Origin of the sequence: Streptomyces sp. NPDC050264, assembly GCF_040655895.1 — a bacterium.
In the GTDB taxonomy this organism is placed as follows: Bacteria; Actinomycetota; Actinomycetes; order Streptomycetales; family Streptomycetaceae; genus Streptomyces.
The window spans coordinates 37,907-60,331 of record NZ_JBFAKV010000026.1; the positions used below are offsets into that span (position 1 = coordinate 37,907).

Sequence of the window (22,425 nt, forward strand, 5' to 3'; positions counted from 1 at the left end):
GTGGTTCGAGCGCCTCCGGTAGATGCAAGCGCGTCCGGCAGGTTCGAGCGCCTCCGGTAGATGCAAGCGCGTCCGGCAGGTTCGAGCGCCTCCGGCAGACGCAAGCGCCTCCGGTAGACGCAAGCGCCTCCGGCAGACTCGAGTTCTCTGGCAGATTCAAGCGCCCCGGCAAGTGCAGCCTACTGGCGAGTTCGGTCCTTTCGGCAGTCGCGGGCGTCTCTGGCGAGTTCGGTCCTTCCGGCAGTCGCGGGCGTCTCTGGCAACTCCAGCCCGTCCGGCAGTCTCGGGCGTTTCCGGCAAGTCCAGCCCTTCCAGCAGGCTCAAGCCCTTCGGCGAATCAAGTGCCGCGGTAGATCAAGCAAGCGCTCCGGCGATCAAGCGCCTCCGAAAAATGCAGCCCTTCGGCAAATCAAGCGCCTCCGGAAACCCAGCCCCCCGCCAATTCCAGCGCTTCCGGAGTCCAGCCCCCCGCCAATTCCAGCGCCTCCGGCAATCGAGCTCCCCGTCAAATCAAGCCCCTCCGGCGATTGAGGAGCGGGGTCCGGGGCGGAGCCCCGTGACGGCGCGCTGGAGTGCCGCTTCAGGATCAAGCCCCCCACCGACCCGGAACCACGAGCCAAACCCGGCAGAACCGAGCGCGGCCAGAACCCGAGCCTCGACCCGCGCCACATCCACCCGCTCGGCCAGGGGCAACGGAACCCCCACCCCCCGCCGAGCCGCATCCGCCGCCCCCAACAACAGAGCCGCCTCCCCCACGGCCCCCGCCAAGGACAGGGCCCCCGCCAACCCCTCCAACGACAGCGCGAACGCCCGGGGCTCCCCAAGAACCCGCGCGGCGTCCAGCCCCCGCAGATGATGGTCCCGAGCCCCGGCCGCATCACCACGCACCTCCGCGAGGAACCCGAACTCGGCGGCGAGCAAATGATCACCCGCGGGCGACGACAGCTCGCTGTGACAGTCACGGAGCCGGACGAGGAGACGTTCGGCGGCGTCGAGGTCACCGGAGCGCCGGGCGCCCAGCGCGAGCCCCATCCGGGCGTGGATCTCGCCGTACTTGTAGCCCTGTTCGACGGCCCGGCGCAGCGCCTGTTCGTGCAGGTCACGGGCGCGCTCCCAGGCACCGTCCAGAAGCGCGAGACGGCCGAGCCCGGATAGCCGCGCGGACACCTCGGTGGCGAGACCGAGCTCCTCCGCGATGCGCAGTCCTTCCTGACCGAGCCGCTCGGCCTCCGCGTACGATCCTTTGATCTCGGCGAGCGCGGCCAGCGGCTGAACCGTCTGCAACTCGCCCCACCGGTCCCCGAGTTGACGGAAGAGATCCGCCGATCGCATCCCGTCCCGCCGTACGGTGTCGAGGTCGCCGCGGATGAGGGCGTGCAGCGAGCGCAGGGCGAGGGCGGCGGCGCCGGACCAGGGATCGTCGGGGTGCGGCGGGTGCGCGTCGAGGTGGCGTCCGCAGGCGTCGGGGTCGCCCCCGTTGAAGAGGCCGTACGCGTAGAGCCACTGGGCGGACGATGACGCGGGACCTGCGCCCGTGTCCGGGGCCTCGATGGGGGCGGCGGCGCCGGTCAGCAGTCCGAACGCGGCATGCAGCACCCGCAGTTCACCGGACGCCGGCTCCTGTAGGCGGTCCGCCTGTACGCGGTCCGCCTGCACACGGTTCCCCCGCACGCCGTCCGCCTGTACGCGATCCGCCACCCCGGACAACGCCCGGTACGCCTCCGTCAGCCGTCCCCGCAGCAGCCACCACCAGGCCAGCGCGGAGGCGAGGCGCGCCGCGGCGGCCGGGTCGTCGCGGGTGGCCGTGGCGAGGGCGTAGCGCAGATTGCCGGACTCGGCGTCGAGCCGGAGCAGCCAGTCACGCTGTCCGCCGTCCCGCAGCCGGGGTGCGGCCTGCTCGGCGAGAGAGAGGTAGTAGCGCAGATGCCGATCGCGTACGGCGTCGGTGTCGCCCATCTCTTCGAGCCGTTCCAGGGCGTACGCGGAGACGGATTCGAGCAGTCGGTAGCGCGGCCCGGCCGGGGTGTCGACCGCGACGACGAGGGACCGGTCGACGAGCCGTGCCACGACGTCGAGGACGTCCGCGCGCTCCACCCCGCCCCCCGCGCACACGGCCTCCGCGGCCCGCGGCGTGCAGCCGTCGTGGTGCACGGCGAGCCGGCGCAGCACGATCCGCTCGGGCGCGCCGAGCAGCTCCCAGCTCCAGTCGATCATCGCGCGCAACGTCCGCTGCCGCGCGGGCGCACCCCGTAGCCCGCCCCGCTGTCCGAGCACCCGGAACCGGTCGTCGATCCGGGCCGCCAACTCCGCCGCGCCCAGGGCCCGTACGCGCGTCGCGGCCAGTTCCAGCGCGAGGGGGATGCCGTCGAGGCGGCGGCAGATCTCGGCGATCGCGTCCGGGTCGCGGGCGGGGTCGAAACCGGGGGCGGAGGCGACGGCGCGGGCCGTGAACAGGGCGATCGCGTCGGCCGGCGCCAACGGTTCCACGACGTGCACCGCCTCGCCGGCGGAGGCCAGGCCGAGCGGCTCCTGGCTGGTGGCGAGAATACGCAGGAGGGGCGCGGCGCGCAGCAGCGTGTACGTCAACTCGGCGGCGGCGTCGACGACATGCTCGCAGTTGTCGAGGACGAGCAGGCCGCGCCGTTCCCGCAACGCGTCGACGAGCCGCTGCGTGGGGCCCCGGCCCCGGGCCGGTTCATCGTGCAGACCGAGTGCGGCGGCGACGGCGCCCGCGAGATCATCGGCGTCGCCCCGCACCCCGGCGAACTCCACGAGCCACACCCCATCGGCACCGGCACCGGCACCGGCATCGGCACCTGACGCCTGCCGCGCGGTCTCCAGAGCCAGCCGAGTCTTGCCCACGCCACCCGGACCGGTGAGCGTGACCAGCCGATGGCCGCCGAGAAGCCGGGCCAGAACGCGAAGGGCAGGGCCGCGGCCGACAAGGGGAGTCCCAGGATCGGGCAGCCCGCCCCCGCGAGCCCCTGCCCCGGCCCCCGAGGCACCGGCCCCCTCCGGCCGTCCCATGAGCACCCGAAGATCCTGATGATCCCGATGATCCTGACGGAGGATCGCCGTATGCAGGGACGCGAGTTCCGGGGACGGATCCACACCCAGTTCGCCCGCGAGGACCTCACGCAGGCGCTCGTACGAGGTGAGGGCCTCGCTCTGGCGTCCCGCCCCGTACAGGGCGCGCATCTGCAGCCCGCGCAGCCGCTCGCGCAACGGATGGGCCGCGACGAGGGCTCCCAACTCCGCGGCCACCAGCCCATGTTGTCCCAGTTCGAGCCGCGCGACGGCCCACTCCTCACGGGCGACGAGCCGCAGCTCCTCCAACTGGCCGGCCGGCCCGCGCGCGAACTCCGCGTCCGCGAAATCGGCGAAGGCGGAACCCCGCCACAACTCCAGTGCCCGCTCCAGCAGTTGTACGCGCCCACCCGCATCCGGCACGGAACGCGTCCGCTCCACCATCCCCCGGAACGCGGCGGCATCGATCTCGGCGTCCTCCAGCACCAGCCGGTACCCGCCGCCTTGCAGCACGACGCGCTCCCGGCCGATGGCCCGACGCAGCTGGGAGACCTTGGCCTGCGTTGAGTTCGCCGGGTTCGCGGGCGGCCGCGCGCCCCACAGTTCCTCGACGAGCCGGTCCACGGAGACGCTCTGCCCCTCCTGTGCGAGCAGCACGGCCAGCAACGTCCTGACCTTCACCTCGGGCACGCCGATCACGCCGCCGTCGCGCCCCCGCACGACGAGCGCCCCCAACACCCCGAACCACATGCGGAAACGGTACCCGCCGACGCCTCCGGACCCCGGCCCCTGCCAAATCGTCAGCGACCATCAGCGACCATCAGCAATCGAGAGCGACCGATGGCGACCATCAGTGAACCCTCAGCGAACCCTCAGCCGACCCGAACCACCGCCCCCCAAAGTCCCCCCATGACCAAATACACCGGCCGAACCGCGGTGATCACCGGCGGAGCCCATGGCACGGGGCTGGCCATCGCCAAACGCCTCGTCGAGGGCGGTGCCCGCATCCTGGTCACGGCCCGCGACCCCGCCGCCCTCCCGCAGGCCCGCACGGAACTGGGCCGCACCGCCCACCTGTTGACCGGCACGACCCCGGCCCCGGACGCGGTGGCGACGCGCCTCGGCCATGTCGACTACCTCTTCGTCCACGCGGGCAGCCCGGACACTTCGCCGAGCACCGCCGCCGCCGAGGTCCGCGCCACCCTCGACGCCCTGCTCCCCCTGCTCACCCCGGAGGGCTCCGTCGTGCTCAGCGGCTGCCCGGCCAGCCAGCCCGCCCTGCGTGCCTGCGCCCGGGAGGCCGCGGCCAGGGGAGTGCGCGTGAACACGGTCGCCGGAGGCCACGGCGACGACCAGATGCAACGCCGCGGCTCCGCCGACGAGGCGGCCCGCGCGGCCCTGTTCCTCGCGGCGGACTCCCCGCTCACCAAGAACACCGAACTTCCCGTGGACGTAACGCCCGACGAACCCGGAGACCCCCGCCATGTCTGACATCGACCTCGACGCGAGTACCGCGAACAAGCAGCGGGACCCGAGCACACCCCCCGCGGCACCGGCCCCCACCAGACTCCCCCTCCCCGCCCTCCTGGCCCTGGCCACCGCCGTCTTCATCACGAGCCTCACCGAAACCCTCCCGGCGGGCCTCCTCCCCGCCATGAGCGGAGCGCTCGGCGCGAGTGAGTCGGCGACGGGCCAGACCGTCACGATCTACGCGGTCGGCACCTTCCTCACCGCGATCCCGCTGACCGCCGCCACGGCGGGCTGGCGCCGCGGCCGGCTCCTGCTGACCGCGATGACCGGTTTCGCCGTCGCCAACACGGTGACCGCGCTCTCCTCCTCGTACGCCCTGACGATGACGGCCCGCTTCGCCGCCGGCGTCGCGGCCGGCCTGGCCTGGGCCCTGCTCGCCGGCTACGCGCGCCGCCTCGCCCCACCCCACCTGCAGGGCAAGGCCATCGCGATCGCCATGGCGGGCATCCCGGTGGCGCTGTCGCTCGGCGTTCCGGCGGGCACCTTCCTCGGCACGGCGCTCGGCTGGCGCACCGCCTTCCTCGCGATGACGGCGCTGACCGTCGCCCTGCTGCTGTGGATCCGCCTGACGGTCCCCGACCACCCGGGCCGGGAACACGCCGCCCGCACCCCCATGCGCTCCGCCCTCCGCGTCCCGGGCGTCACCGCCGTCCTGGCGGTCACCTTGCTCTTCGTCCTGGCGCACACGATCCTCTACGCGTACATCGCCACGTTCCTCGACGACCTGGGCATGGGCGGCTCGACGGACGTGATCCTCCTCGTCTTCGGCGCGGCCTCGCTCCTGAGCATCTGGATCGTCGGAACGCGCATCCACCGCGCCCTGCGCGCCCTCACCGTCGCCGGCACGCTCCTGGTCGCGGCGGCCGCACTCCTCCTCGCCCTCTTCGCCGAGAGCACGCCGCTCGTGTACGTCGCGGCGGCCCTCTGGGGCCTCGGCTGGGGCGGCATCCCGACCCTGCTGCAGACCGCGGCGGGCCGTGCGGGCGGTGACCGCGCGGACGCCGCCCAGGCGATGCTCGTGACCTTGTGGAACGTGGCGATGGCGGGCGGCGGCATGGCAGGCGGCGTCCTGCTCGACCTGGCCGGCTCGCCCTCGTTCCCCTGGACGGTACTGCTGCTCCTGACCCCGACACTGGCCGTGATCCTGACATCCCGCAGGCACGGCTTCCCCTCGGTCTGACACGCACCCGGAAATCGACCGAAACCAGGCGGGTTCCCCGGCGAAGACCAGCTCGCCGCGGAGCCAACCCCTCCTCGCACAGGCTCAGTTGACCGAAAAACCATCACCTCCGGCCAGGGCCTTCTTACGTACCGTCATAGATGCGTGCTGTCATACACGCGAGGCGCGGAGGCGTGCCGGCAGAGCCGGCCGGGATGGGGGTCCCCATGGTGCTGACGCTGAACGTGGCGGTCCTGCTCGCCGTCATCATCTTCCTGCGCATACGCCGAGACGTGCAGCCCCGCACCCGCGCGGACCAATGGCTGACGGTAGCCATCGTGATGGTCTTCGGCCTGCTCATAGCCCCGACAGACTTCGGCCAGGGAGTACTGAACGCCGTGGGCCAGGTGGCCCAGGGCATCACGGAGGCGGGCAGCCCGTGAGTCACCAGCCGCGAAAACGCCCGGACATGCCCCTGCGTACCTGCCCAGGGGGTAGAAGCCCCGGGCGTTCTCGCCGAGGCAGTCTTCGACGTTAGTGCCCGGTGAGGCACTGGCGGAGGATACGAGATTCGAACTCGTGAGGGGTTGGCCACAACACGCTTTCCAGGTGTTCGTCTGGGGGTTCGGTCGGGTGCAGGAGTTTCCTGACCTGCCGCGGAGGCGATCCTGAGGAAACCAGTGAACGATCCCGGACGTGCGTGAATGAGACCGGAACTGAGACCACGGTTGGCCCGGTGCTCCGCCCTGCGCCCGCCTCTGGGCCTGTCGGCAGGCGTTCACCAGGGGAGCGGGTCAGGGCGCCGACGCCACCACCAGTCGTGGCTCTGGGACGTTGCGCCGCCCGGCTTCGAAGGTCGGGGGAGTTCGTTGATCCACGTGCCGTCCTGGATCGTGAGTTCCAGGAACCGTGCGTCCAATGGCTCCACAGCCAGCTTCAGCAGTTCGACGGCTTGGTGGGTGAGCTGCCGCCGGATCGTTTCCAGTTCGTCTCGTGCTTCGAGGCGTTCCAGGTAGAGGTCTGCGGGATACCAGTTGGCCGGTGCCCAGTCGTCTCCCATCGTGCGGACGAGCTGTTCCCATGCGCCCAGGCAGTCTTTGGCCTGCCATTGCGGTGTGCCTGGCACGTTGCCGTCGCCGGCGCCAAGGGTGCTCAGAAGATCACCGAAGCGATCAGCGACCGGAGTCGGCTTCCGTTGTTCGCGCACGATCTCCGGGAGTCGGGTGACTGGTGTCTGCGGGAGACGGGCCACGGGTACTTCAACAGCGTCGATCGTGTACGAGGGGTCCTCGTCGTCGGACGCCAGGAGACGGGTCCGGGTGATCATGCCGGCGTCCGTCGCGAGCCAGTAGGCGCTGGGGAGGATCTCCTCGGCCGGGTAGAGGACCACACCCTGGACTGCACGTGCGAAAGCAGCGGCGAGATCGGGTTCGCTGGGCCGTGGCTGGATGCCTTCCTGAGCGTAGATGTCCAGGGAAGTTGTCACGTCACCGTGAACCGTCGTCTTCTCGCACAGAATCGGGGCGTCCCAGTTCCGGAGGTCCTGATCAGTATGTTCGTCAGCTACGTCGACGTCTTGGACGGACAGGCCGAAGCAGCGGGCGAGTCCCTCAGCGACGGCCTGGTTGTCGAGGGGCTTCACAGTGAGGAAGTTGTACGTCATTGATAGGTCCCGTTGTAGATGGCCAGGGCCTTCTCGACGACGCATGCCTTCGTCACTCCCCCTGAGTCGGCTGACCGGCCCGAAGAAGGTAGTTCATCGTTGTTGGCGTGCTTTCACCTGTGCGACGGCACAGCTGCGGGTCCGGCTTGCAATTCGGCGGCGACGCGGCGGACGAGCCGACACTGGTGGCCTCAGCGGGGCGGCCGACGAAGGTGTTGCGGTTTGCGGGATGCCCTCTTCAGCGTTGCCTCGCGAAGCTGCGGCCAGGCAGGCCAACGTACGGCTTTCCGTCGCAAGTTCTGTCTCCTGGCGCTGGGCTGGGGGTACGGCGGCGGAAGCAGTGCAGCAGACTCACCAACTTCCTGGGGGAGACCTGGTCGGCGTTAGAGCCATGGGGTGATCTTTACGCGTCACGGGGCTCAGATTTATTGCCTTGCGGTGGATGCCAGATCGGGAAGGAGCGCACGATGCCGTTGGAGTTCGGGTTGTGGCGGGTGGACGACAAGCCGGTCCGGGTAACTACGCGGCCGATGAGGCTGGAGGCTCGGCTGGAAGAGCTCATAGAGGCCGATGCGGAGATCTTGGGGAGACCGCTTCTCTTGATCGGCCGACAGGTGCAGACCGATCACGGCAAGTTCATCGACCTGCTTGGCATGGACGTGGAGGGGGGCTTGTGCGTCCTGGAGCTCAAGCGGGACCGCACGCCCCGCGAGGTCGTCGCTCAGCTGCTCGACTACGGCTCGTGGGTGCAGGACCTCAGTAACGAGCAAGTACGCGAGATCTACGCCACGTATGCCCGGGGACGCGGACTGGCGGAGGAACTGGACGAGGCGTTCGCGCTGCGCTTCGGCGGCAGCCCGCCCGAGGAACTGAACAGCACCCACACCCTCACCGTCGTCGCGAGCGAGATCGATGCAGCGACGGAACGGATCGTCACTTACTTGGCGTCCGGTTACCAGGTTCCCCTCAACGTTCTGTTCTTCCGCCACTTCGAGGACGAGGGGCGCGCCTACCTCGCCCGCACCTGGTTGATCGATGATGCCGAGGCGGCGGTGGCGCCCGCAGGAACCAAGAGACGCGCGAAGCAAGAGCCGTGGAACGGCACCGATTGGTATGTCTCCTTCGGAGACGAGCCAGGCGGGCGCAGCTGGGACGATGCCCGCCGACACGGCTTTGTGTCTGCCGGCGGTGGGGATTGGTTCTCCCGAACGATCCGCTCCCTGCCCGTGGGAGCGCGGGTGTTCACGCACATCCCCAAGGCGGGGTACGTAGGCGTGGGCACGGTGTCCGGTGAGGCGCGCCCCTTCGACGATGCTGTCCTCATCGTCGACGGTGCGAGCCGACGGATGAGTGACCTCCCGCTCCAGGGCGGCTACTGGCCCGAGAACGGTTCGGCCGTGTCGGCGAGCGACACCGCGGACCGCCGGGAGTGGATCGTTCCCGTCGATTGGGAGCGTTCCGTGCCACGGGAGGAGGCGTTCTGGCGGACGGGCCTCTTCGCGAACCAGAACTCTGCCTGCAAGCTGCGGGCCCGCTTCACGATCGAAGAGGTCTCCCGCCACTTCGGCAACGGTTGACGCTTCCCGATGGGGTCCTTCAGCCTCGTCGAGCTTCTCGGTGACCCCGGCGATCCGCTGCTTCGTTGTTGTGGCGACGCCGCGTGTACGTCGTCGGAACCGCTAGTGATGTGGCCGGTGGCGCGGCCCGATGCGCGCTCGGTACATCCACGTCACCGGGCCGATGTCGCGGCAGGTCGCGCATGCTCTCTGGGAGCCGCATCCAACTGCCCCAGAAGCCGACTGAGACGAAAACTGAGACGGACAACGTCGAAGGCCCCGCTGCGAGCAGCGGGGCCTTCGACGTTAGTGCCCGGTGAGGCACTGGCGGAGGATACGAGATTCGAACTCGTGAGGGGTTGCCCCCAACACGCTTTCCAAGCGTGCGCCCTAGGCCACTAGGCGAATCCTCCGCGGCAAACAATACAAGACGTTGGGGAGTGCTCGCGAACACGTTCCCCTCTGGCCGGAACGAGCGCGTTCCTCCGGCCCTGGGCACGGTCCGGAGCATGTATTCTGGGCGCAGCCCCTCACGTGGCGCTATCTGACTGAACTCCCCCAGGGCCGGAAGGCAGCAAGGGTAGGTTGGCTCTGGCGGGTGCGTGGGGGGCGTCTGCGTTCCCGGACGGACGCGGTCGCGAGGCGGGTGTCTGGTTCGGGCGGGGCCGGGTTGTCAGTGGTCGCCTATAACCTCGTATGCGTGTCGTCTCTCGCGTTGTACCGCCGTTATCGCCCGGAGTCGTTCGCCGAGGTCATCGGGCAGGAGCATGTGACCGACCCGCTGCAGCAGGCGTTGCGGAACAACCGGGTCAATCACGCGTACCTGTTCAGTGGTCCGCGCGGCTGCGGCAAGACGACCAGCGCGCGCATCCTGGCCCGCTGTCTGAACTGTGAGCAAGGTCCCACGCCGACGCCGTGCGGTGAGTGCCAGTCCTGCCAGGACCTCGCACGCAACGGGCCGGGTTCGATCGACGTCATCGAGATCGACGCGGCCTCCCACGGTGGTGTGGACGACGCCCGTGACCTGCGCGAGAAGGCTTTCTTCGGGCCTGCGTCCAGCCGCTACAAGATCTACATCATCGACGAGGCCCACATGGTCACGTCGGCGGGTTTCAACGCGCTGCTGAAGGTCGTCGAGGAGCCCCCGGAGCACCTCAAGTTCATCTTCGCGACCACCGAGCCCGAGAAGGTCATCGGGACGATCCGGTCCCGTACGCACCACTACCCGTTCCGGCTCGTGCCGCCCGGGACCCTGCGCGAGTACCTGGGCGAGGTGTGCGGCAAGGAGGACAGCCGCGTCGAGGACGGCGTGCTGCCGCTCGTCGTGCGCGCCGGGGCCGGGTCCGTGCGTGACTCGATGTCCGTGATGGACCAGTTGCTCGCCGGGGCCGGTGAGGACGGTGTGACGTATGCCATGGCGACCTCTCTGCTCGGGTACACGGACGGTTCGCTGCTCGACTCCGTCGTCGAGGCGTTCGCCACCGGTGACGGGGCCGCCGCGTTCGAGGTCGTGGACCACGTCATCGAGCGGGGCAACGACCCGCGTCGCTTCGTCACCGATCTTCTTGAGCGGCTGCGGGATCTGGTGATCCTGGCCGCGGTTCCGGATGCGGCGGAGAAGGGGCTCATCGACGCCCCGGCCGATGTCGTCGAGCGGATGCAGGCGCAGGCCTCGACGTTCGGCGCCGCCGAGCTCAGCCGCGCCGCCGACCTCGTCAATGAGGGCCTGACCGAGATGCGCGGTGCCAATTCGCCGCGCCTCCAGCTGGAGCTGATCTGCGCGCGCGTGCTGCTGCCCGCCGCCTACGACGACCCGCGTTCCGTCATGGCCCGCCTCGACCGCATCGAGCGTGGCGGCGTCTTCACCCCGGGCGGGCAGGGCCCCGGCCCTGCCATGGCGTACGTTCCCGGGCCCGATGCCCACGCACCCGCCCCGCCCGCGCCGGGCCCCGTGGCACCGGTCGCACCCGGTGGCGGCCCGGCCGCGGCCAGGGCGGCGGTGCGCGGCGGCGCCCCGGACGCCCCGGTTCCGGCACCCGTGACGCCTGCCCCGGCGCCTGACCCGGCTCCCGCTCCGACCCAGGAGGCCGCGCCCCCGGCCCCCGCCGAACCCACCGCCCCGGCAGGCCCCGCGGCCCCCGGCGCCTGGCCCACCGCTGCCCCGGCAGGCGCCGCGGGTGGAGCGCGCAGGCCCGGCGGCTGGCCCACCGCCGCATCCGCCGGTACCGGCCGCCCGCCCGCCCCGCCGGCGGACCCCGCGACCCCCGCGCCGACCGCCCCCGCTCCGCAACAGGCCGCCCCGCCCGCGGCACCGGCGCCCGTCGGCGGCCCGGACCCCCGCACCCTCTGGCCGAACATCCTGGAGGCGGTGAAGAACAAGCGCCGCTTCACCTGGATCCTGCTCAGCCAGAACGCGCAGGTGACGGGCTTCGACGGCACCACGGTCCAGCTCGGTTTCGTCAGCGCCGGCGCCCGGGACAACTTCGCGAGCAGCGGCAGCGAGGACGTACTGAAGGCGGCTCTGACCGAACAGTTCGGCGTGCACTGGAAGGTCGACGCGGTGGTCGACGCCGCGGGCGGCCCCCCGCCGCCGCCCGCCCCCGGCGGCTTCGGAGGCGGCTACACCCCGCCCCCGGCCCCCGCTCCCGCACCGGCCCCGGCCCCGGCGGCCCCGACCTCGGCCCCGGCGCCCGCCCCGGCACCGGCCCCCTCCACGCCGTCCCCGGCACCGGCCCCGGCTCGCCGCCCGGTCTCCGTGGAGGACGACATCCCGGAGGACGACGACCCGGACCTGGACGAGAACGCCCTGTCGGGACACGACCTGATCGTCCGCGAGCTGGGCGCGACGGTGGTCGAGGAATTCAGCAACGAGTAAACGAGCAATCGAGCAGACGAGTACGCGTACAGGTACAGGTACAGGTACGAGTACGAGTACGAGTACGAGTACGAGTAGGGCCGGGCCCGCAGTTGCCCGCTCACCTGGAGAAACCCACAAGCCCGAGCCCGCCCCGCATTGGGAAGGCCGTACAAGAGCACACCGCGCGGACGGATAGGCTGACCGACGTGAAGGTCCTCGTCATCGGCGGCGGCGCCCGCGAACACGCCCTGTGCCGCTCTCTGTCCCTCGACCCCGCCGTCTCCGCCCTGCACTGCGCCCCTGGCAACGCAGGCATCGCCGAGGTCGCCGAACTGCACCCCGTCGACGCGCTCGACGGCGCCGCGGTCGAAGCCCTCGCCCGGAAGCTGGACGCCGACCTCGTCGTCGTGGGCCCCGAGGCCCCCCTCGTCGCAGGCGTCGCCGACGCCGTCCGCGCCGCCGGCATCCCGGTCTTCGGCCCGTCCGGCGAGGCCGCGCAGCTGGAGGGCTCCAAGGCGTTCGCCAAGGACGTCATGGCGGGCGCGGGTGTGCCGACCGCCCGGTCCTACGTCTGCACGACCCCGGAAGAGGTCGACGAGGCGCTCGACGCGTTCGGCGCCCCGTACGTGGTGAAGGACGACGGCCTCGCCGCCGGCAAGGGTGTCGTCGTCACCGACGACATCGACAAGGCCCGCGCCCACGCGAACGCCTGCGAGCGCGTCGTCATCGAGGAGTTCCTCGACGGACCCGAGGTCTCGCTCTTCGCGATCACCGACGGCACGACGGTCGTCCCGCTCCAGCCCGCTCAGGACTTCAAGCGCGCGCTCGACAACGACGAGGGCCCCAACACCGGTGGCATGGGCGCCTATTCGCCGCTCCCGTGGGCCGACCCCAAGCTGGTGCAGGAAGTCCTCGACACGGTCCTGCAGCCGACGGTCGACGAGATGAAGAAGCGCGGCACGACCTTCTCGGGTCTGCTCTACGCCGGTCTCGCGATCACCGGCCGCGGCGTCCGCGTCATCGAGTTCAACGCCCGGTTCGGCGACCCCGAGACGCAGGTCGTCCTCGCCCGCCTGCGCACGCCGCTGGCAGGCGTCCTGCTCGCCGCCGCGAACGGCACGCTGGCCGACCTGGAGCCGCTGCGGTGGAGCGACGACGCGGCCGTCACCGTCGTCATCGCCTCGCACAACTACCCGGACACCCCGCGCACCGGCGATCCGATCACCGGGCTCGACGCGGTGGCCGCACAGGATGCCCCGAACGCGTACGTCCTGCACGCCGGGACCAAGCGCGACGGCGAGAACGGGCCGGTCCTCAGCGCGGGCGGCCGGGTGCTGTCGGTCACGGCGACCGGCACCGACCTCGCGCAGGCCCGCGAGCGCGCGTACGCCGCGCTCACCCGCATCGACCTCGACGGGTCCCAGCACCGCACGGACATCGCCGCGAAGGCCGCCGCCGAAAGCTGACCGCGACCGGTCCGGACATCCGAACAGAGGCGCCGGGCGGGTGCCACCCTCTCCCGCCCGGCCTCCCGCTGTCAGCCACCTTTACCCAAAGCCATTCCATCGAGTGACCGCTGGCCCATCCGGCTGACGATGCCCCTGCTCCCAACTAGGGTGCGGCGCACGGAGTTCCGGCACCCGCGAAGCCGAACCACCGCCCGGCAGGACCTGTCCCCGGTACGGACAGGACCAGACGGACCACCGGCATTGCGATGTCGTTGGTGGGTGCCACAGTGGGGGAGTGAGCAACGCCACCAGTGTTCTGCCGCGGGTCTCGGTCCGCGGCCGGACAAGAGGCACAGGCAGCAGGGGGTGACATCGATCGTGTCCGGTATGAGTGTGGAAGCGGGCGCGCAGGCAGCGCGCTCCCGGGCCGTCGCCGTGCTGCGTATCCGCGGCAGGGCGACAGCGCTGGCCCTGCTGCCCGCGGCCGCGTCGGTGATCCTGCTCGCGGGCGGCGCCACCGGCCGTCTGACGGGCGGCGGTTGGGACGTCGCGCGTGTGACCGTCTCCGGTCTGGCGGTGCTGGTGCTGCTCGCCGCGGTGACCGTCGCACTGGTCGTGGCGCGGGCCAGGCCCGCCCTCAGCCCGACCGTCCCGATCGCCGAGGCCACCGCTCCCGACCTGTACCGCATGGTGCGCGACCTGGCCGACCGCCTGGACGTCCCGGCGCCGTCGGCGATAGCGCTCACCCCGGACTGCGACAGCTGGCTGGAGGACCGTACGCATCCGGCGCACGGCCCGCCGCGCCCCTCCGTGGACGCCATGGCGAACGGCACCGGTGCGGATGCCGGCGCCAAGGCGCCGGTCGCGCCGGTCCTGGTCATCGGCTCCCCGTTCCTGTGGTGGATGCGGGTGGCCGAGCTGCGGGCCGTCCTCGCCCCGGTCGTCGCCGGTACGGGTCCTTCGGCCCATCCCGACATAGCGGCGGCCCGGCGTTTCGTGCGCGGCCTGGACGCCGCCGTCGCGGTCGCCGCGACGCCCGGGCGCGGGCTCGTGGCCCGGATCGTCCTGGGCGGTGTCGGCCGGGTCGCGCGGCTGCTGCTGAGCGGCTGCCGGGTGCACGCCGCCGAGATGGAGCGCGGGGTCGCCGTGGCCGGCGCCGAGCGCGCACAGGCTGTGGACTACGGCCTCAGGATCGTCGCCCAGGAGCAGGTCGGGCTCGCGTACGCGGGCTGGGACCGGCTGCTCACCCGGGTCGCGCTGCCCGCCTGGCGGATGGGCCGCTGGCCGTCCCGGCTGGACGTGGGGGTGGTCGCCGCCCTCACCGAGCTGTCCCGGCGTGACCGGCTCGCGGAGGGCTTCACCTCCCGGCTCGGCGAGCGCCCGGCCTGCGATCTCCTCGAAGAGCCCGGCATCGTGGACGAGGCCGCCTCCCTGCTCGCCGCCCGCCTCTTCCACGGCGGCCCCGCGGAGCCGGGCCCCGACTGGGCGCCGGTGGACTGGCAGGAGTACCCGGACGAGGTCGTGGACCGCAAGTGGCGCACCGACGCCGCCCGCCTGCACCGGGTTCTGGACACCCTGGGCGTGCACAGCACCCGGACCGCCGCCTCCGCCTCCGAGGGCCCGACCCTCGCGCGCGTCCTCGACCACCTCGCGACGGGTCCGGGCCCCTTGCCGGAGGAGACGGCCCCCTCGACCCCGACACCGAGCGCCGCCCTGGACCCGGATCAGGCCCCCGAGACCTACACCGACGCCGAGCTCGAAGCACTGCTCACCCCCGCCCCCCGCCCCGAGGCGGACTCCCTCTCCGCCGGGCTCAGCGCCGAGCTGGCCCGCGAGGAGGACGCGCGTCCTCCGGCCCCCGCGCCCACGAGCCAGGGCCCGGACGGCGCGCTGTGGGACGAGGGCGCGCTGCCGCTGTTCCCGTTGCAACCGCCGCGCAGTGGCCGGGAGTTGCTGGCCGACCACGTCACCGCGATGGTGTGCTGCGCGGCCGTGGACACGGCCGGCGCGGCCCCGGGCCTCGACTGGCTCGACGGCCCCGCGCTGCTGGTCGACGGGGAGCGCGCGGGGGACCTTGCGCCCCGCGTCCTGAGCCTGGTGGAGGACGGTGACCCGGAGCCCCTCAAGGGCTGGCTGGCCCGGCTCGGCGTCCGCCCGGAGAAGCCCGTACGCCTGGTCTGACCGCCGCCCCGGCTCCCTGCCCACAACTGGAGGGACTTGTTCCGCTCGCGCCAATTCACGACGAACGGTGACGAGATGCGTGCGTAATGTGATGTGCTGGGACCGGTCGCGGAACAACACCGCGCACGAAGGCTCGGGGGAGAGCGTGGGAGGGGAGCGGCCATGGGGCCGGACAGCGCGGGTCACGCGGAGGAAGTGGCGCGGCAGAGCGCTGCCCCGAGGCCCCGCGCGCGCACGCCCCGCTGGGAGTCCGGAGCGATGGCACATGCCGTCAGCGACCCGTTCGGCCAGGGCCCGCTGCCCTGGCTGCGCGGCAGCGAGCACTACTTCGGCGACACCGGTCAGGTCGTCCCCTGGTACGTGGACCACACCCCCGGCGCCAGTGACATTCCGGCGCCGCGCTCCAGCAACCCCCGGACTGCCGACGACGTGCACCGGCAGATCAAGGGCTTCACCTCGACCGGCGCGGCCGCGCCCGGCGAGGCGATCGACTTCCACATCACGGTCGACCCGCCCCAGCAGTTCACCGTGGACATCTACCGCATCGGCCACTACGGCGGTGACGGCGCCTGCAAGATCACCACGAGCCCCCGGCTCTCCGGCATCGTCCAGCCCGCCCCGATGACCGCCGACCGCACGGTCTCCTGCCACCACTGGTGGCTGTCCTGGCGGCTGCAGATCCCGTCGTACTGGAACGTGGGGGCGTACGTGGCCGTCCTCACCACCGTCGACGGCTACCGCTCGCACGTCCCCTTCACGGTCCGCGACTCCCAGCCCGCCGACCTGCTCCTGCTGCTCCCGGACATCACCTGGCAGGCGTACAACCTCTATCCGGAGGACGGCCGCACGGGCGCCAGCCTCTACCACGCCTGGGACGAGGACGGCCGGCTCCTCGGCGAGAGCGAGGCGGCGATCACGGTCTCCTTCGACCGCCCGTACGCGGGCGCGGGCCTGCCCCTGCACGTCGGCCACGCCTACGACTTCATCCGCTGGGCCGAGCGGTACGGGTACGACCTCGCGTACGCCGACGCCCGCGATCTGCACGCGGGCCGGATCGACCCGGCCCGCTACCGGGGCCTGGTCTTCCCGGGCCACGACGAGTACTGGTCGGCGAACATGCGCCGGACCACCGAGCTGGCCCGGGAGAACGGCACGTCCCTGGTCTTCCTCTCCGCCAACACCATGTACTGGCAGGTCGAGTTGGGCCCGTCCCCGTCCGGCGTCGCCGACCGGCTGCTCACCTGCCGCAAGCGCAGAGGCCCGGGCAAGGCCTCCCTGTGGCGGGAGATCGACAGACCCGAGCAGCAGCTCATGGGCATCCAGTACGCGGGCCGCGTCCCCGAGCCGTACCCCTTGGTCGTACGGAACGCGGACCACTGGCTGTGGGAGGCGACCGGCGCCCACGAGGGGGACGAGATCGAGGGCCTGGTCGCCGGTGAGGCCGACCGTTACTTCCCGCGTACGGCCCTGCCCGAGCACCAGGACCGCATCCTGCTGGCCCACTCCCCCTACCGGGACAGCGACAGGGCCCGCCGGCACCAGGAGACGTCCCTGTACCGGGCGCCGTCGGGCGCGCTGGTCTTCGCGTCCGGGACGTTCGCGTGGTCCCCGGCCCTGGACCGCCCCGGCCACGTGGACCCGCGGGTTCAGCGGGCGACGGCGAACCTGCTCGACCGCATCTGCAAACGAGACTGAGCGCACAGCAGCCCACGGGCCCCCTCACGGCACCCCACGGGACCCCTGGCCAAAACTCGTCCCCCGGTACGGGAGAATCAGAGGCACTTGTACAGAACCACGGGAGGCACCGTGTCCGGATTCGTCGAAAAGCCCGAGCCAGCGCAGGTCCCGGGCCTGGTACATCTCCACACCGGCAAGGTGCGCGAGCTGTACCGCAACGACGCGGGCGATCTGATCATGGTCGCCAGTGACCGCCTGTCGGCCTTCGACTGGGTTCTGCCCACGCCCATTCCGGACAAGGGCCGGGTCCTCACCCAGCTCTCCCTGTGGTGGTTCGACCAGCTAGCGGACCTCATGCCGAACCACGTCGTGTCCACGGAGCTGCCGCCCGGTGCCCCCGCCGACTGGGCGGGCCGCACGCTGGTCTGCAAGTCCCTGGAGATGGTGCCGGTCGAGTGCGTGGCCCGCGGCTACCTCACCGGCTCAGGCCTCCTCGAGTACAACGAGACGCGTACGGTCTGCGGCCTCGCCCTGCCCGAGGGGCTGGAGGACGGCTCGGAGATCCCCGCGCCGATCTTCACGCCCGCCACGAAGGCCGCGGTCGGCGAGCACGACGAGAACGTGAGCTATGAGGAGGTGGCCCGCCAGGTCGGCGCGGAGACCGCCGCGCACCTGCGCCAGTCGACGCTCGCCGTCTACGGCCGGGCCCGGGACATCGCGCGAGAGCGCGGCATCATCCTGGCGGACACGAAGTTCGAGTTCGGTTTCGACAAGGAGGGCACGCTGGTCCTCGGCGACGAGGTGCTCACCCCGGACTCCTCGCGCTTCTGGCCGGCCGACCAGTGGCAGCCGGGCCGTCCGCAGCCCAGTTACGACAAGCAGTTCGTGCGGAACTGGCTGACCTCGCCGGCCTCCGGCTGGGACCGCAAGAGCGAGCAGCCGCCGCCGGCCCTGCCCGACGACGTCGTGGCGGCGACGCGGGCCAAGTACATCGAGGCGTACGAGCTGCTGACCGGGATCCCCTGGTCGTAGAGAGCCGAGAACGCCGAGAGCCCCGGTCCGTGAGGACCGGGGCTCTCGTTTCCGTGGAGCGAACGACCGGGTTCGAACCGGCGACCTCAACCTTGGCAAGGTTGCGCTCTACCAACTGAGCTACGTTCGCGAAGCGCTGCTCTCGCAGTGCTCTGTGCGCAGAAGCGCGACGCCTACTATACCCAACCTCGCTCGCGCGCGATCCGCACCGCGGCGTGCCGGTTCTCGGCGCCGAGCTTCGAGACGGCCGACGACAGATAGTTCCGGACGGTCCCCTGCGACAGCGCCGCCCGCTCGGCGATCTCCGTCACGGGCGCTCCGTCGGCGGCGAGTTCCAGGACCTCGGCCTCGCGCGCGGTCAGGGGGGAGTCTCCGGCGGAGATGGCGTCGGCCGCCAACTCCGGGTCCACATAACGGTTTCCGGCGTGCACGGTCCGGATGATCTCGGCCAGCCGCTGCGCGCTCACGGTCTTCGGCACGAAGCCGCGCACGCCGGCCGCGAGGGCCCGCTTCAGATGCCCCGGGCGGCCATGGCTGGTCACGATCATGGTCCGGCAGCCGGGCAGTTCGGTACGGAGAGTTGTGGCCACGCTCACACCGTCGGCGCCAGGCATCTGCAGGTCGAGCACGGCGACGTCCGGTTTGTGCGCCCGCGCCATGGCGAGCGCCTCGGGCCCGGTGGCGGCCTCGGCGACGACGACCAGATCCTCCTCCAGCGCGAGCAGGGCGGCGAGGGCGCCGCGGATCAGGTGTTCGTCGTCGGCGAGGAGCACGCGCAGCGTCATCGGGTGACCTCCGTGCGCCGTGCTTGCTGTTCCGATGCCGACGGCGCTGCCCCGGGTGCTGCCAAGGCCGACGCCGAGGGCTCTGTCGCGGACGGCAGCGGCACGGATGCCGTCACGCGGAACACCCCGTCCCCCACCACCACACCCGCCTCCAGCGTCCCGTCCAGCACGGCCAGCCGCTCCCGCAGCCCCGCGAGACCCGAGCCCCGGCGGTCGGCGCCGGGCCCGTCGGCGCCGGATCCGCCGACGCCGTCGTTCTCCACCGTCAGCTCGACCTTCCGCTCCCCGGCCCGCAGCTCCACCCGGCAGGTCTTCGCGTCGCCGTGCCGCAGTACGTTCGTGGTGGCCTCCCGCACCACCCAGCCGAGCGCGGACTGCACCTCGGGCGTCAGCCCCGCGGCGGACCCGGCCACCGTGCAGTCGATCCCGGCCGCGCTCAACACGCCCCGCGCACCGGCGAGTTCCGCCCCCAGATCCGCCTCGCGATATCCCCGTACGACATCACGTACCTCTTTCTGCGACTCCTGCGCGATGCGCTGGACCTCGATCATCTGGGCCACGGCGTCCTCCGTCCGGCCGCGTCGGGCGAGCTGCACCGCGAGTTCGCTCTTGAGCGCGACGACGGAAAGGTTGCGGCCCATGACGTCGTGCAGATCGCGGCCGAACCGCAGCCGCTCCTCGGCGACGGCGAGCCGCGCCTCGATCTCGCGGGCGTGCTCGGACTCCCACATGACGGAGAGGTTCCAGGCGCTGCACCGTGCGCACAGCAGCTCCAGGGGGACGCTGAGCCCCAACACGACGGCGAGACCGACCATTTGACCGGTGTCCGCGCCCACGGCGACGAACAGGGCAAGCGCCGCCACGACGGCCACGGCGCTCCCCTTGAGGAAGGAGCGGACCGGCACGGTCAGGACGTAGGCGCTGCCGAACGGCATCGGCACGAACAGCAGCGGCAGGGCGACCATGCCGTTCTTGACGCTGTCCGTCGCGATGAGGGCGGCGATCAGACCGACCGCCGCCACGGTGAGCCCCGCCGCCACGCGGGTCTGTGCGCGGGGCACGCGGCCACGCCCCAGGTACTGGTCCAGGGCACTGCGCAGGTGGACGTGGGCGACGGCGCACTGGGCCACGTTCACCGCGGCCAGCGCCACGCCCAGGGCGAAGGCGACGCTGTCGTGGCGGAGGGAACCGGCGAGCGTCGGCGCCGTCCAGGCCACGAGGTACAGCCAGTTCATCGACCGCAGCATGGTCCGGCTCTGCCACTCGACCCGCTCGACCTTGCTGCGCTCCCGCCACCGGCCCCGCAATCGCACCGCTACGCTCCTGCCCGCTTCACCGCCGCGGCTCCCACCGGAACCACCGTCGTACAGCAAACACCGCGACGACGATCCAGGCCACCGCCGTGGCGAGGGCGCCCAGCGCGTCGTGCGCGGACAGCTCGCCGCTCCATCCGCCGCGGATCAGGGTGAGGGCCGGCGTGAGCGGCAGCAGTTCGCAGACGGACGCCAGCCGGTCCGGCATGACCTCCAGCGGGACGACCGTGCCCGAGCCGAGCATCGAGACGAGCAGCATCGGCATCGAGGCGACCTGGGCGCTCTCGACACTGCGACTGAACACGGTGGTCAGCGCGGCGAGCGCGACGCACAGCGGAATGCCCAGCGCAAGGCCCAGCAGCGCGTATTGAGGCGCCTCGGGCGCGCCCACGTCGAGCACCACGGTGCAGGCGACCGCCAGTGCGACGCACTGCACGAGCCCGATCATGACGGAGGGCAGCGCGGCCCCGGTGAGGATCTCGGCGTCGCGCAGTTCGCCGGTCCGCAGCCGCTTGAGGACCAGCTCCTCGCGCCGTGCCGCGTACACGCTCACCAGCGCGCTGTACACGGCGAACAGCAGCGAGAAGCCCATCGCCGAGGACAGGACGACGGTGCCGACGCTGAGCCCCGTGTTCTTCAGCGCGTCCTCGTCGATCGACATGCTGACGCTGAACGGCAGCACCAGGGGCACGAACACGGCGCTGAACAGGACGCCCTTGCTCCGTCCGATGAGCGTCAGCTCGGCTCGCGCGAGCGCCCGCAGACGGCCCGCCGGGGTGGTCGTCATCGTTGCGGTGCTCACGCCGCCATCTCCTTCTGCTGCTTGCCTTGCCGCTCCTGTTTCCCGGTCCCGCCCTTCGCGTCCTGCGCGATCCGCAGGAACGCCTCTTCGAGGGACGCGCCCCGCACATCGAGCCGGCGCAGCTCCACCCCCGCGTCCCGGGCCCACACCAGCAGGCCGGTCGCGGCGCGCTGGAGTTCGTCGGTACGCAGCCGGACAGCGCGCCCGGCGACCTCGTGGCCGGTCACGCCGAGCGGGCCGAGCGGCGGCAGGTCGCCCACGTGGTAGCCGTCGGGCAGCTCGAAGGCGATGTGCGAGGGCTGGGTGGCGACGACCTCGTCGACGCGCCCCTCGGCGGCGATCCGCCCCTCGTGCAGGATCGCGAGCCGGTCGGCGAGCGCCTCCGCCTCTTCGAGGTAGTGCGTGGTCAGCAGCACGGTCGTGCCGTCGGCGCGCAGCTGTCGCACCAGCTCCCAGGTCGACCTGCGTCCTTCGGCGTCGAGTCCGGTCGTCGGTTCGTCGAGGAACAGCACCTCGGGCCGGCCGAGCAGCGCGAGCGCGAGATCGAGCCGTCGCTTCTCGCCGCCGGACAGCTGCTTGACGCGGACCCCCGCACGGCCGGTGAGGCCCACCATCTCCAGGGCTTCGCCGACCGGCCGTGCCCCGCTGGTGCAGCCGGCCCACATCCGGACGGTCTCGGCGACGTTGAGCTCGGCCGGGAACCCGCCTTCCTGGAGCATCACGCCGATCCGCGGCCGCACCCGGTCGCGTTCGGTGTGCGGGTCGTGCCCGAGCACCCGTACCTGGCCGCCGGCGGGCGCCGCGAGTCCTTCGAGGAGTTCGACGGTGGAGGTCTTGCCCGCGCCGTTGGTGCCGAGGAGCGCGAAGAGTTCGCCGCGGCCCACGGAGAAGCTGACTCCGCGCACCGCCTCGAAGGAACCCCGTTTTCCGTCCCCGTACACACGGCGCAGATCAGTGACATCGATCACGCGCTCGTTGCTGGTCATGTGTCCAGCCTCGCGGCGGCTCCGGCCGGGCGGCAGTGCGCGGTGTCATCGACGCACATGACAAATGTCAGAAGGAGCCGGGATACGCGAGAAGCCCCGAATCCATCAGGATTCGGGGCTTCTCGAACTGGAGCGAACGACCGGGTTCGAACCGGCGACCTCAACCTTGGCAAGGTTGCGCTCTACCAACTGAGCTACGTTCGCATTGCCTCCGACCAGCTTTCACCGACCGGCGCGAGCATCAGCCTACCGCACCCAGAAGAGTGATCGGTACGCGATGCGGAGCGGGTGACAGGAATTGCACACTGCGCCTTCCCCCTGGAAGGGGGATGTTCTACTACTGAACTACACCCGCATGTACCCCGTGAGGTGCGGCTTTTCGGCCTTGCCCCTCGGCGTGCTCCGAACT

At 71.6% G+C, this 22,425-nt stretch carries 15 protein-coding genes, 4 tRNA genes and 1 other RNA gene; 10 read left to right on the plus strand and 10 right to left on the minus strand.

Annotation, left to right across the window (positions count from 1 at the left end):
- Window positions 1-510: 510 nt before the first annotated feature.
- Complete coding sequence (locus AB0J02_RS34960) at window positions 511-3,777, minus strand: BTAD domain-containing putative transcriptional regulator (RefSeq protein WP_363197871.1); 3,267 nt, start codon at window positions 3,775-3,777, stop codon at window positions 511-513.
- 159 nt (window positions 3,778-3,936) lie between these two features.
- Here AB0J02_RS34960 and AB0J02_RS34965 point away from each other — a divergent pair, with 159 nt between their 5' ends.
- From AB0J02_RS34965 to AB0J02_RS34975, 3 genes are all read left to right on the plus strand, one after another.
- Window positions 3,937-4,518 carry an SDR family NAD(P)-dependent oxidoreductase gene (locus AB0J02_RS34965; protein ID WP_363197872.1) on the plus strand — a complete coding sequence of 194 codons (582 nt, stop codon included), beginning with the start codon at window positions 3,937-3,939 and terminating at the stop codon, window positions 4,516-4,518.
- Window positions 4,511-5,737: an MFS transporter gene (locus AB0J02_RS34970; protein WP_363197873.1), complete on the plus strand. Its 1,227-nt coding sequence runs from the start codon at window positions 4,511-4,513 to the stop codon at window positions 5,735-5,737. Before AB0J02_RS34965 ends, AB0J02_RS34970 begins: the two co-directional genes overlap by 8 nt.
- A gap of 206 nt (window positions 5,738-5,943) precedes the next feature.
- Window positions 5,944-6,159 carry a hypothetical protein gene (locus tag AB0J02_RS34975; RefSeq protein ID WP_363197874.1) on the plus strand — a complete coding sequence of 72 codons (216 nt, stop codon included), beginning with the start codon at window positions 5,944-5,946 and terminating at the stop codon, window positions 6,157-6,159.
- 335 nt (window positions 6,160-6,494) lie between these two features.
- Here the strand turns inward: AB0J02_RS34975 and AB0J02_RS34980 are convergent, their stop codons facing one another.
- Window positions 6,495-7,379 (minus strand): hypothetical protein, encoded by an 885-nt coding sequence (locus tag AB0J02_RS34980; protein WP_363197875.1) that lies wholly within the window; start codon window positions 7,377-7,379, stop codon window positions 6,495-6,497.
- A gap of 467 nt (window positions 7,380-7,846) precedes the next feature.
- On the opposite strand from AB0J02_RS34980, the gene AB0J02_RS34985 reads away from it, so the two are divergent.
- Entirely contained in the window at window positions 7,847-8,956 is a 1,110-nt protein-coding gene (locus AB0J02_RS34985) for an endonuclease NucS domain-containing protein (RefSeq protein ID WP_363197876.1), read from the plus strand.
- 304 nt (window positions 8,957-9,260) lie between these two features.
- Here AB0J02_RS34985 and AB0J02_RS34990 read toward each other — a convergent pair.
- Window positions 9,261-9,348 (minus strand) — tRNA-Ser (locus AB0J02_RS34990).
- 108 nt (window positions 9,349-9,456) lie between these two features.
- Here AB0J02_RS34990 and ffs point away from each other — a divergent pair.
- The 6 genes from ffs (at window position 9,457) to AB0J02_RS35020 (ending at window position 18,130) form a co-directional block, all read left to right on the plus strand.
- An RNA gene (gene ffs, locus AB0J02_RS34995) (signal recognition particle sRNA small type) lies at window positions 9,457-9,553 on the plus strand.
- An 82-nt stretch (window positions 9,554-9,635) separates the two neighbouring features.
- On the plus strand, window positions 9,636-11,810 hold the full coding sequence (locus AB0J02_RS35000) for a DNA polymerase III subunit gamma and tau (RefSeq protein WP_363197877.1): 2,175 nt from the start codon (window positions 9,636-9,638) through the stop codon (window positions 11,808-11,810).
- A 188-nt stretch (window positions 11,811-11,998) separates the two neighbouring features.
- The gene (gene purD, locus AB0J02_RS35005) at window positions 11,999-13,258 is read left to right on the plus strand and encodes a phosphoribosylamine--glycine ligase (RefSeq protein WP_363197878.1); all 1,260 of its coding nucleotides are present in this window, start codon (window positions 11,999-12,001) and stop codon (window positions 13,256-13,258) included.
- A gap of 369 nt (window positions 13,259-13,627) precedes the next feature.
- On the plus strand, window positions 13,628-15,421 hold the full coding sequence (locus tag AB0J02_RS35010; RefSeq protein ID WP_363197879.1) for a hypothetical protein: 1,794 nt from the start codon (window positions 13,628-13,630) through the stop codon (window positions 15,419-15,421).
- A gap of 258 nt (window positions 15,422-15,679) precedes the next feature.
- Window positions 15,680-17,116: a N,N-dimethylformamidase beta subunit family domain-containing protein gene (locus AB0J02_RS35015; RefSeq protein WP_363197880.1), complete on the plus strand. Its 1,437-nt coding sequence runs from the start codon at window positions 15,680-15,682 to the stop codon at window positions 17,114-17,116.
- Window positions 17,117-17,227: 111 nt separating this feature from the next.
- Complete coding sequence (locus AB0J02_RS35020) at window positions 17,228-18,130, plus strand: phosphoribosylaminoimidazolesuccinocarboxamide synthase (protein WP_363197881.1); 903 nt, start codon at window positions 17,228-17,230, stop codon at window positions 18,128-18,130.
- Window positions 18,131-18,184: 54 nt separating this feature from the next.
- Here the strand turns inward: AB0J02_RS35020 and AB0J02_RS35025 are convergent.
- The 7 genes from AB0J02_RS35025 to AB0J02_RS35055 all read right to left on the minus strand — a co-directional run bounded on the left by AB0J02_RS35025 (window position 18,185) and on the right by AB0J02_RS35055 (window position 22,371).
- Window positions 18,185-18,260: transfer RNA gene (locus AB0J02_RS35025), tRNA-Gly, on the minus strand.
- A gap of 46 nt (window positions 18,261-18,306) precedes the next feature.
- Window positions 18,307-18,915, minus strand: coding sequence for a response regulator transcription factor (locus tag AB0J02_RS35030; protein WP_363197882.1), 609 nt, complete (start codon window positions 18,913-18,915; stop codon window positions 18,307-18,309).
- Window positions 18,912-20,228 carry a histidine kinase gene (locus tag AB0J02_RS35035; RefSeq protein ID WP_363197883.1) on the minus strand — a complete coding sequence of 439 codons (1,317 nt, stop codon included), beginning with the start codon at window positions 20,226-20,228 and terminating at the stop codon, window positions 18,912-18,914. Before AB0J02_RS35035 ends, AB0J02_RS35030 begins: the two co-directional genes overlap by 4 nt.
- Before the next feature lie 19 nt (window positions 20,229-20,247).
- Window positions 20,248-21,015: an ABC transporter permease gene (locus AB0J02_RS35040; protein WP_363197950.1), complete on the minus strand. Its 768-nt coding sequence runs from the start codon at window positions 21,013-21,015 to the stop codon at window positions 20,248-20,250.
- Between the two features lie 11 nt (window positions 21,016-21,026).
- Window positions 21,027-22,016 carry an ABC transporter ATP-binding protein gene (locus AB0J02_RS35045; protein ID WP_363197884.1) on the minus strand — a complete coding sequence of 330 codons (990 nt, stop codon included), beginning with the start codon at window positions 22,014-22,016 and terminating at the stop codon, window positions 21,027-21,029.
- A gap of 128 nt (window positions 22,017-22,144) precedes the next feature.
- A tRNA-Gly gene (locus AB0J02_RS35050) sits at window positions 22,145-22,220 on the minus strand.
- 79 nt (window positions 22,221-22,299) lie between these two features.
- A tRNA-Gly gene (locus tag AB0J02_RS35055) sits at window positions 22,300-22,371 on the minus strand.
- Window positions 22,372-22,425: the final 54 nt, after the last annotated feature.

Coding starts and splice junctions, on each gene's coding strand:
- AB0J02_RS34970 (WP_363197873.1), top strand. CDS start 4,511: ATGTCTGACATCGACCTCGACGCGAGTACCGCGAACAAGCAGCGGGAC.
- AB0J02_RS35010 (WP_363197879.1), top strand. CDS start 13,628: ATGAGTGTGGAAGCGGGCGCGCAGGCAGCGCGCTCCCGGGCCGTCGCC.
- AB0J02_RS35045 (WP_363197884.1), bottom strand. CDS start 22,016: ATGACCAGCAACGAGCGCGTGATCGATGTCACTGATCTGCGCCGTGTG.
- AB0J02_RS34965 (WP_363197872.1), top strand. CDS start 3,937: ATGACCAAATACACCGGCCGAACCGCGGTGATCACCGGCGGAGCCCAT.
- AB0J02_RS35040 (WP_363197950.1), bottom strand. CDS start 21,015: ATGACGACCACCCCGGCGGGCCGTCTGCGGGCGCTCGCGCGAGCCGAG.
- AB0J02_RS34985 (WP_363197876.1), top strand. CDS start 7,847: ATGCCGTTGGAGTTCGGGTTGTGGCGGGTGGACGACAAGCCGGTCCGG.
- AB0J02_RS35030 (WP_363197882.1), bottom strand. CDS start 18,915: ATGACGCTGCGCGTGCTCCTCGCCGACGACGAACACCTGATCCGCGGC.
- AB0J02_RS35015 (WP_363197880.1), top strand. CDS start 15,680: ATGGCACATGCCGTCAGCGACCCGTTCGGCCAGGGCCCGCTGCCCTGG.
- AB0J02_RS34960 (WP_363197871.1), bottom strand. CDS start 3,777: ATGTGGTTCGGGGTGTTGGGGGCGCTCGTCGTGCGGGGGCGCGACGGC.
- AB0J02_RS34980 (WP_363197875.1), bottom strand. CDS start 7,379: ATGACGTACAACTTCCTCACTGTGAAGCCCCTCGACAACCAGGCCGTC.
- AB0J02_RS34975 (WP_363197874.1), top strand. CDS start 5,944: ATGGTGCTGACGCTGAACGTGGCGGTCCTGCTCGCCGTCATCATCTTC.